Source organism: Flavobacterium johnsoniae, from assembly GCF_001879205.1.
GTDB classification, from domain to species: domain Bacteria; phylum Bacteroidota; class Bacteroidia; order Flavobacteriales; family Flavobacteriaceae; genus Flavobacterium; species Flavobacterium johnsoniae_A.
In genome coordinates, this window is record NZ_MLFK01000009.1 from 651674 (window position 1) to 664048 (window position 12375).

10 protein-coding genes are annotated in these 12375 nt (G+C 33.6%); 5 read left to right on the forward strand and 5 right to left on the reverse strand.

The window, feature by feature from the left end; translation table 11 throughout:
- Positions 1-13: 13 nt before the first annotated feature.
- From BKM63_RS18855 to BKM63_RS18875, 5 genes are all read left to right on the forward strand, one after another.
- Entirely contained in the window at positions 14-694 is a 681-nt protein-coding gene (locus BKM63_RS18855) for a response regulator transcription factor (protein ID WP_071638091.1), read from the forward strand.
- Positions 691-2052 (forward strand): HAMP domain-containing sensor histidine kinase, encoded by a 1362-nt coding sequence (locus BKM63_RS18860; RefSeq protein ID WP_071638092.1) that lies wholly within the window; start codon positions 691-693, stop codon positions 2050-2052. Before BKM63_RS18855 ends, BKM63_RS18860 begins: the two co-directional genes overlap by 4 nt.
- 87 nt (positions 2053-2139) lie before the next feature.
- Positions 2140-3387: a TolC family protein gene (locus BKM63_RS18865; RefSeq protein WP_083572282.1), complete on the forward strand. Its 1248-nt coding sequence runs from the start codon at positions 2140-2142 to the stop codon at positions 3385-3387.
- A 12-nt stretch (positions 3388-3399) separates the two neighbouring features.
- A complete protein-coding gene (locus BKM63_RS18870) occupies positions 3400-4485 on the forward strand; it encodes an efflux RND transporter periplasmic adaptor subunit (protein ID WP_071638093.1) in 1086 nt (361 codons plus the stop codon).
- Positions 4486-4488: 3 nt separating this feature from the next.
- A complete protein-coding gene (locus BKM63_RS18875) occupies positions 4489-7587 on the forward strand; it encodes an efflux RND transporter permease subunit (protein ID WP_071638094.1) in 3099 nt (1032 codons plus the stop codon).
- A 255-nt stretch (positions 7588-7842) separates the two neighbouring features.
- On the opposite strand, the gene BKM63_RS18880 is transcribed toward BKM63_RS18875, so the two are convergent.
- From BKM63_RS18880 to BKM63_RS18900, 5 genes are all read right to left on the reverse strand, one after another.
- The gene (locus tag BKM63_RS18880) at positions 7843-8223 is read right to left on the reverse strand and encodes an ankyrin repeat domain-containing protein (protein ID WP_071638095.1); all 381 of its coding nucleotides are present in this window, start codon (positions 8221-8223) and stop codon (positions 7843-7845) included.
- 317 nt (positions 8224-8540) lie between these two features.
- The gene (locus BKM63_RS18885) at positions 8541-9668 is read right to left on the reverse strand and encodes a glycoside hydrolase family 26 protein (protein WP_071638096.1); all 1128 of its coding nucleotides are present in this window, start codon (positions 9666-9668) and stop codon (positions 8541-8543) included.
- 32 nt (positions 9669-9700) lie between these two features.
- A complete protein-coding gene (locus BKM63_RS18890) occupies positions 9701-10654 on the reverse strand; it encodes a phosphoribosylaminoimidazolesuccinocarboxamide synthase (protein WP_071638097.1) in 954 nt (317 codons plus the stop codon).
- A gap of 226 nt (positions 10655-10880) precedes the next feature.
- Positions 10881-11705, reverse strand: coding sequence for a Cof-type HAD-IIB family hydrolase (locus BKM63_RS18895; protein WP_071638098.1), 825 nt, complete (start codon positions 11703-11705; stop codon positions 10881-10883).
- A gap of 138 nt (positions 11706-11843) precedes the next feature.
- On the reverse strand, positions 11844-12206 hold the full coding sequence (locus BKM63_RS18900) for a DUF1801 domain-containing protein (RefSeq protein WP_071638099.1): 363 nt from the start codon (positions 12204-12206) through the stop codon (positions 11844-11846).
- Between the last annotated feature and the right edge of the window lie 169 nt (positions 12207-12375).

The following is a 12375-nucleotide window of genomic DNA, read 5'->3' on the forward strand; positions in this document are numbered from 1 at the left end:
ATCAAAGTATAATATGAAAATTTTACTGCTCGAAGACGATTTTACTTTGTCTAAAGAAATCTCCACATTTTTTACCACTAAAGAATTCGAGTGTATACCTTATTATGACGGCTCGCTGTTATTAAAAAAATACTTTCCTTATGAATATGACTTAATTATTCTGGATATAAATGTTCCCGGAACAAACGGAATCGAGGTGTGCAAAGGTATTAGAGAGGTTGATAAAAAAACACCAATTATTATGCTGACGGCTTTTAGTGAAATTGAAGACAAACTCGCTTCGTTTGATAATGGTGCCGACGATTACCTGGTGAAGCCTTTTCATTTTGAAGAATTGTACGCCCGAATTTCGTCCTTACTAAGAAGAAAAGAGATTCCGCAGCAAATAGAAAAGAAAATTCTAATTGAAGATTTAGAAATCCTGGAAGAGGAAATGAAAGTTTTTCGTTCCGGAGAAGAAATTAAGCTTACTCCAAAAGAGTTTAAATTGATTTTAATTTTGGCTCATGCCAAAGGAAAAGTTTTATCTAAACAGTTTATTGCCGAAAAACTCTGGGATTATCATATTGAAACTAATCAAAATACAATTGAAGTTTATATTAATTTCCTCAGAAAAAAAATTGACAAGGATCACGAAACAAAACTTATCCGTACTAAAATTGGTTACGGCTATTATTTAAGTAACGAAGAATGACATTAAAAAACAGAATATCCCTTTTAGTTAGTTTGCTTTTTACAATCTTGTTTGGGCTGGCTTCTACTGTGATATTTGTTTTGTATTCTAATTTTAGAAAAGAAGAATTCAGGGATCGTTTAGAAATAAAAGCGCTTTCCAACATTAAGCTATTAGTAAATGTCAAGGAAGTTGACGAAGAATTACTTAAAATAATCGATCAGAATTCGATCAATAAATTATACAATGAGAAAACGTTAGTGTTTGATTCTCATTTTAAGCTTATCTACAGCAGTATAGATGATGCCAAAATCAATTGGTCTGTTGAAGACTTAAAATACCTTAAAAAACATAAAACTTTCTTTAAGCAGCAAGGAGATTATGAAGTGTATGGTGTTTTCTATGACACCAACGAAAAAGATTTCTACGCATTAATTTCGGCTACAGATGACTACGGAAAAAGAAAACTTCTTTTTTTAAGATATACCCTGATTGTATCTTATATTTTCTTTACTTGTCTCTGCTGGGTTTTAACCTCATTTATGGTTAAAAAGGCAATGAATCCGTTGAGTTTATTTCATCAAAAAATAAAGAACATCAACGAAAACAATCTTGATACCCGTATTGCATCAAAAAACAACAAAGACGAAATAGATTTGATTGCCAACGAATTTAATTTCATGATGGACCGAATCGAGATTTCGTACCAAAAACAAAAAGAATTTACTGCTCACGCTTCACATGAACTTCGCACTCCGTTATCGAGAATAACAGCTCAAATAGAAAACACAATTTCAGATCCAGAAACGTCACTAAAGGGAAAAAACTTTTTAAAAACCATTTTGCACGATATCAATCATTTAACTGAATTGATTAGTTCATTATTGATTCTATCGAAAATTGACAACAATAGAAACAGTGAATATGACGGCGTTCATAGAATGGACGAAATTCTGTTCTCGGCAATTGAAAACTTAAAGAAAAGTTATCCCGAGTTCACCATTTTATTTGAGATAGAAGAAAGTGAAAATCTCGACACAACCCTAGAAATTAAAGGTAACAAAAACCTGCTGGAGATTGCCATTAGTAATGTTTTAAAAAATGCCTGCATTTATTCAGATGACAAGCAAGCTTTGGTAAAAATAAGCACTCAGCAAGACCGCCTGGTTATTTCTGTCTTAAACAAAGGAAGAACTTTAAGCGAAAGCGAACAGCAAAATCTTTTTCAGCCTTTTATGCGAGGAAAAAACTCTAAAGGGAAATCGGGTTTTGGATTGGGACTTCCAATTATAAACCGAATCCTAACTTTGCACAAAGCTTCCATAACTTACAGTGTACCAGAAGAAAATGCAAATTTATTCCAATTATTCTTTCATTAATATTTTATTTTAAGCTAATTTTAAGGTAGATTTTAAGCCCTCTTAAAGTCTGGTGATAGCATATTTGTATAAAATAAAAATGATACAATGAGAAAACTATATGCATTTTTGCTACTTGTACTGCTTAATCAGGTAGTTATGGCTCAAAAAACAGTCACTCTTCAGGATTGTGAGAGCCAATTTCTTAAAAACAATCTTTTTTTGCTAGCCTCTCATTATAATATTGATGCTGCAAAAGCCATGACCATTCAGGCCCGAATTTGGGATAATCCAACTATTACTGCAGAATTAAATGCCTATAACCCCGAAAGAAATAAGTATTTTGACATTGGTAAAGAAGGTCAAAAAGCTTTTGGAATTGAGCAATTAATATATTTAGGCGGCAAAAAACGCAACGAAGTAAAACTGGCTCAGACCAATGAACAACTAGCCGAGCTTCAATTTAATGATTTACTAAGGACATTAAAACTTCAATTACGCCAAAGTTTCTATACCGTTTATTATAATACCAAAAGTCTTGAAATAACTGATAAACAACTTGTTCATATTGAAGACCTGATAAACTCCTACTCTATTCAGGCCCAAAAAGGAAACATTCCGTTAAGAGATGTGGTACGTTTACAATCGCTGTATCTTAATTTTAAAAACGAACGAATGGAAGTCGTTAATAGCAGCATCGAGGAACAAGCAAGTTTGAAATTACTTTTAAACTCAACTGAAACCATAATTCCAGATGTTTCTAAAGATGATTTCAATAAATACTTAAAAATAATTCCTTTTGATCTAAAATCTTTTGAAGACGAAGCCATTGCCAATCGTCCGGATTATTTAGCAAAACAAAAAGAAATTGAGGCAAATGAACTCAATGTAAAGTGGCAAAAATCACTTTCTATTCCAGATATTACACTGGGTGCCAATTACGATCAGCGAAGCGGCGCTTTCAATAAAGAAGCTAATGTTTCTGTTGGAATTCCGCTTCCTCTTTGGAATAAAAATAAAGGAAATATCAAAAATGCCCAAGCAGTTCTGGCACAATCAAAAGTTGAAAAACAAAACTTTAACCTGCAATTAGAAACAGAAATTACATCGGCCTGGAATAAATGGGATGAATCCCGTAAAAATTATGCCGTTATAAAACCAACTGTTAACTCAGATTTTGAAGCTGTTTACAATGGAATCCTGACGAATTTTCAAAAAAGAAACATCAGTCTGTTAGAATTTACCGATTTCATGGAAAGTTATAACCAGGCTAATATTCAGGTCAATGAATTAAAGAAAAAGCTGGCCTTATCAGGAGAAGAACTAAACACTACCATCAACAAGGATTTATTTTAAAACGAAATAATAATGAAACATAAACTAATTATAGGAATTGCAATTGTGGGTTTATCACTTACAAGCTGCAAAAAAGAAGTAGAAAATCCTCAAACTAATACTTCTTTCTCTTTAAGCGACAGCATGCTGAAAACAACCACTACAGCTGTTGCAGAAAACCAAACCTTAAAAAACGAACTGAGTTTTTATGGAAAAATCACAGCCGACAATAATAAATTAATAGACGTTTACCCTCTTGTAGGCGGTAATGTAATCAAAGTAAATGTTGAACTTGGTGATTATGTAAAAAAAGGCCAAGTGCTGGCCACTATAAAAAGTACCGATATTGCTGATTTTGAAAAGCAGTCTATTGATGCAAAAAGTGATTTACTGGTTGCGAAAAACAATCTTAAAGTAGCAACGGAATTATTTGACGGAAAATTAAATTCTGAGAGTGATGTACTGCAGGCTAAATCTGAAGTAAATAAAGCACAGTCTCAATTAAGCAAAATTCAGGAAACCTATAAAATTTACAACATAAAAGCAGGTTCAATTTATGAAGTTACGGCTCCAATAAGCGGGTTTGTTATTCAAAAAAGCATCAATCAGGATATGCTTTTACGTTCTGACCGTTCTGAAAATATTTTTGATATTGCCGAAATCAGTGAAGTATGGGCAATGGCCAACATTAATGAAATCGACATTAACAAAATTAAACTTGGGATTGATGCCAGCATTACTACTTTAAGTTATCCGGATAAAGTTTTTAAAGGAAAAGTAGATAAAATTTTCAACGTAATTGATCCGGAAACAAAAGCAATGCAGGCACGTATTAAACTTCAAAACCCGGGATTTTTGCTAAAACCTGATATGAACGCTAATATTAAATTATCATACAACGAAGATAAATCAATGATCGCCATACCAAGCAAGGCGATAGTTTTTGATAAAAGCAAAAATTTCGTGATGATCTTTAAAGACCGTCATAATATCGAAACAAGACAAGTTGAAGTTTATCGAGTAGTTGGTGATACCACTTACATCTCCAGCGGTTTAAAGGAAAATGAAAAAGTCATTACCAATAATCAATTATTTATTTATCGCGCTTTAAACGATTAACACATGAACAAATTCATACGAAATATAATTGCTTTTTCACTTAAGAATAAAGCATTTACCTTTTTTTGGGTTGGATTATTGGCTGTTGCCGGATTTATTTCTTTCAAAAATATGCCAATTGACGCTTTTCCGGATGTAACAAATACCCAAATTATTATCATTACACAATGGAATGGTAAAAGTGCCGAGGAAGTTGAACGTTTTGTTACTACGCCTATTGAGATTTCAATGAACTCCGTTCAGAAAAAAACAAGCGTACGAAGCATTACGATGTTTGGTTTATCTGTAATCAAAATTATTTTTGATGATGGTGTTGATGATACTTTTGCCCGTTTTCAGGTTAATAACCTATTGAAAAATGTAACACTTCCGGAAGATGTTGAGCCAGATGTACAGCCTCCATACGGACCAACGGGTGAAATCTTCAGATATATTGTAAAAAGCGACAGCAGAGACAGCCGCGAATTATTAACATACCAAAACTGGGTGATTGATAAACAATTGCGTGCCGTTCCCGGAGTGGCAGATTTAAACGTTTTTGGTGGTCAGACAAAAACTTATGAAGTTGGAGTTGATCCGGTAAAATTAGCCAAATACAATATTACACCGCTTCAGGTTTATAATGCAGTCGATGCCGGAAATATAAATGTGGGCGGCGATATTATCGAAAAGAACGGACAAGCATTTGTAGTTCGAGGCGTGGGGCTTATCAAATCGAGAAAAGATATTGAAAATATTATTGTAGACCAGGCTGGCGGTAATCCAATTTTGGTAAAAAATGTGGCTGACGTTTATGATAGTTCTATGCCAAGAGTCGGGCAAACAGGAATTGGTAATAATGACGATGCTGTTGAAGGAATTGTGGTAATGCGTAAAGGCGAAAATGCTCAGGAAACTTTGGCCTTAATTAAAGATAAAATAAAGGATTTAAATGAAAACATTCTTCCAAAAGATATTAAAATAGAAACCTTTTACGATCGTGATAATTTAATGAATTTCACGACTGAAACGGTTATGCACAATTTATTTGAAGGTATTATCCTGGTTACTTGCGTCGTGTTTCTTTTCATGGCCGACTGGAGAACGACTTTTACCGTTTCTATTGTTATTCCGCTCTCTTTATTATTTGCTTTCCTGTGCTTAAAAATGATGGGAATGAGTGCCAACCTGCTGAGTTTAGGGGCAGTCGATTTCGGAATTATCATTGACGGGGCGGTTGTAATGGTTGAAGGATTATTTGTAGTGCTGGATCATCGGGCACATCAATTAGGAATGATAGCTTACAATAAAATTGCAAAAGGAAGCATAATTAAAAAAACAGGAACAGAAATGGGTAAAGCTATTTTCTTTTCTAAATTAATTATCATTACCGCTTTACTCCCTATATTTTCTTTTCAGAAAGTAGAAGGTAAAATGTTTTCTCCTCTGGCCTATACTTTAGGTTTTGCCTTAATGGGAGCGTTACTTTTTACGCTGACTCTGGTTCCGGTTTTATCGCATATTTTATTAAATAAAAACGTAAAAGAAAAAAACAATCCTTTTGTAAACTTTTGGGATAGAAATGTTGCCAAAGGTTTTGCCTGGACATTCAAAAATAAAGTAAAAACTTTAATTGCTTCTGCAGGTATTATTGTGGCCGTATTCTTTTCTGCGTCATTTTTAGGAACTGAGTTTTTACCACAGTTAAACGAAGGTGCTCTTTGGGTTACGGCAGAACTACCTATGAGTACATCGCTGCCCGAAAGTGTGAAAACTGCTGCTATGATTAGAAAAGACCTTGAAACTTTTCCCGAAGTAAAAAAAGTGCTTTCGCAGACTGGCCGAAGCAATGATGGAACGGATCCAAACGGATTTGGATTTATTCAGCTTCAGGTTGATTTGAAACCTAAATCAGAATGGACACGAAAAATTACCATGGACGGATTAATTAACGAGATGGATGAAAAGTTAAAAGTCCACCAGGGAATTACGTATAACTACTCACAACCCGTAATCGATAACGTTGCTGAGTCTGTCGCTGGTTTTAAAGCTTCTAATGCCGTTAAAATTTATGGAGATGATTTAGATAAACTAGACGAATTGTCTAACGAAGTTTTGGCAAAGATTAAAAATATTCCGGGTATTAAAGACGTAGGAATTCTTAGAAATGTCGGTCAGCCGGAAATTAGCGTAATTCTGGATAGGGAAAAAATGGCTGCTTACGGAGTAACTTTAAGTGACGCACAAGCTGTTTTAGAATTGGCATTTGGAGGAAAAACAGCCACTCAAAAATATGAAGATGAAAAGAAATTTGATGTAAGAGTACGTTTTTCTAAAGAGTATCGTAAAGACGAAGAAGATTTAGCTGAACTTAAAGTTCCCACAATCAGCGGTGCAAAAATTCCGCTAAAAGAAATTTGTGATATTAAAACCATAACTGGTCCCGCTTTTATTTATAGAGATAATACAAAACGTTTTATTGGAGTAAAATTCTCTGTTCGTGATAGAGATTTAGGAAGTACAATTGCCGAAGCCCAATCAAAAGTGGCAGAGGTAAAAATGCCCCCGGGATATACCACAGGATGGACAGGAGAATTTGAAAATCAGGTTCGTGCAAGTGCGCGTCTTGCGCAGGTAGTTCCAATCAGTTTAATTGGAATATTTGTATTACTCTTTATATTATTCGGAAATATAAAAGATTCGCTGCTTGTTTTGGCCAATGTTCCGTTTGCTGTAATTGGTGGAATTATCGCCCTGCATTTAACGGGAATGAATTTCGGAATTTCGGCAGGAGTTGGATTTATTGCCTTATTGGGAATTTGTATTCAAAACGGGGTAATCCTGATATCGGAATTCCATCATAATATTAAAGCAAAATTTTCATTGGAAGAATCCATTTTTAGAGGAGTAAAAGCCAGAACACGAGCTGTAATTATGACGGCACTTATGGCATCTATAGGATTAATGCCGGCCGCTATTTCAACCGGAATTGGATCTGAGTCTCAAAAACCTCTTGCCATTGTAATCATAGGTGGTTTGGTAACAGCCACAATCCTGACCCTATTGGTTTTTCCAATTTTGTTCTGGATATTCAACCGCAGAAAACATGCGCCAATAGAATAGGCACATTTACGATAAAATTAATTTGGTTAGATTAATTTGGTTTAGAAAGAAAAAGCATCATTATTTTTTAATGGTGCTTTTTTGTTTTCAGGTGTTATTAACTATTAATTTAAGAAACAGAAACATAGACTTTGAAAACCTATGTTTTGTTTTTATGGGCTAAACATTTTTATTAATTACAAAGCATAAAAAAAACGGTCAACTGCTCAATGATGACCGTTTTATACTAACTCAAACTATTAAACTCTTAAAAGCTTATTTCAAACTTTTTAGTAATGCTACTGCATCAGCTGCGCCTGAAAATTCTGCATATTTAATGGCCGTATAACCTTTTTCATTTTTTTCGTTTATACGTGCACCATTTGCTATAAGAATTTTAATAATTTCTACTTTATTGTATCGTGCTGCAACCATTAATGGTGTCATATCCTCTGAAATCTGATTTACATCAGCTCCATATTCGATAAATTTTTTCACGATTTCGATATCTCCTTTACTAATGGCAACACTTAAAGGTGTAGATCCGTAAACAGATAATTCAATGTTTTCTTTCACTGAAGATTTGTGATTTGAGGCCATTGAAACATTGGCAAACGCGATTAACGCGGCTCCTAATAAAATAACTGATTTTTTCATGATGATTGTTGTTAATTGATTGATAATGATGATTTTTATTTTTTATGTAAATGTAATTCAATTTCTATATTATGTTTTACAAGGTGCTATGTCTTAATTATTTCCTAACATTCAATTTATAAAAGGTGATGAAGCTTTTCCAAAATGTTATTTAAAACTAATACCTACTACAATAGACGCTGTATTTCTAAAATTGTTACAAAATTTCTGAAAAAAAAATAAAATAAATTTGATTTAGATCTAAAAAACGAAAAAAAGAAACCCCTTAAATACTAGAAAACAAAGCTTTAGCTCACTTTTTTAAATTAGAAAAAAAATCAAAAATTCATTTGGTAAATATTTGTCAAGTCTTTCTCAAACAAAGTAAAAGGATCATTATAGAATTTAAGAAAATCGGGCACGCTTATTTGTTCCGGAAATGGAGCATAATAATGTGTTGGACTTATTGCATCGTTTCGCCAAACCAATACATACGATAATTTTAAATCATTTGATTTTAATGTTTTCAGCAGGACTTCTGTCCACCACTTTTCATTTGGAATAGATTCTAGACCCGTTTCAGTAAATGCTGCTAATTTTTTCTTCTTTTTACCTAAGTTAGATATTATTTCAAGCTTTTTTAAACCTGCTTCGAGATCATATTTTCCATCACGGCCAAAATCAGCATAATCATCCATTCCAAACATATCTACAAATTTATCACCTGGATAACGTTCCAAATATTCTGATTCTGAGTTGAAACGATTGTCTGGCGAAAAAGCATAAATAAAATTGTGAACGCCTAAAGTATCACGTAAATAAGAAACCGTGAATTGCCAGACTTCAATAAAATCTTCGCGGGATGTATATGGTTTTCCCCACCAAAACCAATCGCCGTCAAATTCGTGAAAAGGCCTGAAAATCATCGGAGAAAGTGTTCCGTCTTTTGCTTTTACAGAATTAGCAAAATCAGCAATTGTTTTTAAAATCTCCTTATACTGTTCGTGATGAGAACCGCCTGGTTTTATCAATGCCATTGATGCTTTAGAAATTCCTTCTTTCCAATAAAAACCACCATCGGAAGCGGGGTTATTAAAATGCCAGGAAACCGTAGTAATTCCTCCTCTTTCGTACGTATCAACTACATTTTTCCTTAAAACTTGTATTGACTTTTCTGTCTTTACTTTTGATTGTCCGGAAAAATCACTAAAATCAATCCCTACTACAGCCGGATGCGAACCGGTTACAGACTTTACGTCTGATTTATCTGGTTCATTGCTCCATCCATGTCCATATTCGAGCGCATGTTGATGACCAAAAAGTATGTGGCTTATTGAAATTGCATTTAGATTCCTGTATAGATTTTTGGTTTCTTTTGTTGCATTTTTATCAATCTGCGCAAAAAGAAAATGCCCTGCTGTAATACATACAAAAAGCAGGGCATTTTTTTGAGTTATAAAATTCATGGTTTAAATAGTTAGTTTAAACCCCAAAATTACTATTTAGAAGATAGGTATTCTAATACGTTTTTATCAATACGTTGGTCAATATTATCAATATCAGCTTTCACGAATTTTTCTCCTAAAATATTCTCGTATAATTCGATATATCTTTCAGAAACAGATTCGATATATTCATCTGACATATCCGGAATCTGTTGTCCGTCTTGACCTTGAAAACCGTTTTCGATTAACCAGCGGCGAACAAATTCTTTAGATAATTGTTTTTGCTCCTCCCCTTTTTCTTGTCTTTCGGCATATCCGTCAGCATAGAAATAACGAGAAGAATCCGGAGTATGAATTTCATCAATTAAAACAATAACACCGTCTTTTGTTTTTCCGAATTCATATTTAGTATCAACCAAAATTAAACCTCTAGAAGCTGCAATCTCAGTTCCTCTTTGAAACAATGCACGGGTGTATTTTTCTAAAACCAAATAATCTTCTTCTGAAACGATTCCTTTTGCTAAAATATCCTCACGAGAAATATCTTCGTCATGAGAACCATTATCCGCTTTTGTAGTTGGTGTAATAATCGGTTCAGGAAATTTGTCGTTTTCTTTTAAACCTTCAGCCATAGTTACACCGCAGATTTGTTTTCTTCCTGCTGCATATTCACGTGCTGCGTGTCCGGAAAGATAACCGCGAATTACCATTTCTACTTTAAAAGGCTCGCATAAATGTCCAACAGCAACGTTTGGATCCGGAGTTGCGATTAACCAGTTTGGAACAATATCCTGGGTTAATTCCATAAATTTTGTTGCAATCTGATTCAAAATTTGTCCTTTGTACGGAATTCCTTTTGGTAAAACCACATCAAATGCCGAAAGTCTGTCGGTCGCTACCATTACTAAAAGTTCGTCGTTAATATTATAAACTTCTCTAACTTTTCCGCGGTACACTGATTTTTGATTCGGGAAATTAAAATTTGTGGTTGTGATCGTATTGCTCATTATCTTAAGTTGTGTTGTTTTTTATGAATGCAAATTTAAAATTATTTCACAGAGTTTCATCATCAAAAGAAAGAGATATTTCGTTTGCCGCGAATTACACCAATTTGCAGAAATTATCTATCGCGGCAATTATCGTTAAATTCCGTAAAACGAGCTGATTTACCTAATTCGATCTGCTGTATAAATTTGTAAAAATTTGTGTGATTTGTAGCTTTAAAAAATAACTTTACACCAATTCTTTATCTAATATTTTTGAAGCAATGTATCTTGCTACGCCATCTTCGGCATTGGTTTTTATCACTTCTAAATCTGGTAAAGTTTCTTTTAAAATTGCAGGGGCATTACCCATAATTAAGCCTTTTCCAGACGCAGAAAGCATTTGAACATCGTTAAAACCGTCTCCAAAAGAAACAGCCTGATCTAAAGTATAACCTTCTTTTTCAAGGACCTGCTCTATTGAAACAGCTTTATCTATAGATTTATCCATAAACTCCAGGCAAGTTGGCAAACTGAAAGCATGATGTAAATGTTCTGAAGAATTGGCCAGAACAGCATCTTTTAGTTTTACTAATTTTTCGTGATCGTCACACGAAAAGAAAATTTTAATCGCTCCAAAATCTTCCAGATTCTTGTAATCTACTAATTCGGGACGGTATTTTAATTCGGCTTGAAAAGAGTTAAGCCTTTCATTCCATTTATTTGTCTGCCAGACATTTTCTTTAAATAAAACTACTGTAATGGCAGGATCTATTTCAACATTCAACGCTGCTTTCACCACATCGCTGTTTAAGTTAAAAGCAAAAAGTTCTTCTTTGTTTGGTGAATGTATTCTGGCTCCGTTTGAACTCACTAAATATACGGGAACTTCAAGCGTTTCGATAATTGCCATGGCATCAAGATGATGACGTCCTGTTGCCACTACAATAAGATAATTTTGATTGTGAAGTTCCTGAAAAATTGATTTGGTATAATCTGAAATTCTATGCTGGGGGTTGAGTAAAGTTCCGTCAAGGTCACTTACTACAACTTTTATATTTTTAAGTTTTGTCATGTTAATGTCAACTATTTATGATATGCAAATTTACGGCTTTAAGCCCAGTTGAGCAAAGTTTGCAAAGCCCGAAACCTATTATTGAGATAAGTTTATTATTTATTTAACTATTTGGTTAAATCTTGCGCTTTAAGTAAATTAAACTTTTATTAATCCTGATTTGTATAAATTTAGCGCTTTGTGAATTATCAATTTAATTTGTTCTAAAGGTAAATCTTGCTCAGAATTCAACATGAAAATTTTCATTCTCGAACGTTTTTCCTGAATTAAAAAAGGTTCATCAAAATGTTTACCTTCCACAATTCCGATGTAAGGCTGTTTTAGTTTTTTATGAATCCATAAATAGCAGAACATTTTTCCTTTATAACAAAAAAAGGGCATTCCATATTTTAGGACGTTTGTAATCTCTGGATCTTGTTTTAGAATAATTTCTTTTAATGCCAAAAATGCTCCTTTTTCGGGTTCATCTTGATTTAGGTAGAAATCATCCAGTTGTTTCATTTTCTTATTTATTCATAAGTTACTGCCGGGCTTCTCCCGAAGCCTCGGGATCGCTCAGCCTGACAAACAATACATTAAAACTAAAGCAAAAAAATATTCGTTTTACACTTTTTCAAAAGAAATAAATGCAAAACGAATATTAATAAATGTTAAAACACAATTCACGATT

Excerpts from the sequence above, each read along its gene's own strand:
- BKM63_RS18855 (WP_071638091.1), top strand. The coding sequence starts at position 14 with ATGAAAATTTTACTGCTCGAAGACGATTTTACTTTGTCTAAAGAAATC.
- BKM63_RS18865 (WP_083572282.1), top strand. The coding sequence starts at position 2,140 with ATGAGAAAACTATATGCATTTTTGCTACTTGTACTGCTTAATCAGGTA.
- BKM63_RS18880 (WP_071638095.1), bottom strand. The coding sequence starts at position 8,223 with ATGAAAAAATCAGTTATTTTATTAGGAGCCGCGTTAATCGCGTTTGCC.
- BKM63_RS18875 (WP_071638094.1), top strand. The coding sequence starts at position 4,489 with ATGAACAAATTCATACGAAATATAATTGCTTTTTCACTTAAGAATAAA.
- BKM63_RS18870 (WP_071638093.1), top strand. The coding sequence starts at position 3,400 with ATGAAACATAAACTAATTATAGGAATTGCAATTGTGGGTTTATCACTT.
- BKM63_RS18860 (WP_071638092.1), top strand. The coding sequence starts at position 691 with ATGACATTAAAAAACAGAATATCCCTTTTAGTTAGTTTGCTTTTTACA.
- BKM63_RS18890 (WP_071638097.1), bottom strand. The coding sequence starts at position 10,654 with ATGAGCAATACGATCACAACCACAAATTTTAATTTCCCGAATCAAAAA.
- BKM63_RS18885 (WP_071638096.1), bottom strand. The coding sequence starts at position 9,668 with ATGAATTTTATAACTCAAAAAAATGCCCTGCTTTTTGTATGTATTACA.
- BKM63_RS18895 (WP_071638098.1), bottom strand. The coding sequence starts at position 11,705 with ATGACAAAACTTAAAAATATAAAAGTTGTAGTAAGTGACCTTGACGGA.
- BKM63_RS18900 (WP_071638099.1), bottom strand. The coding sequence starts at position 12,206 with ATGAAACAACTGGATGATTTCTACCTAAATCAAGATGAACCCGAAAAA.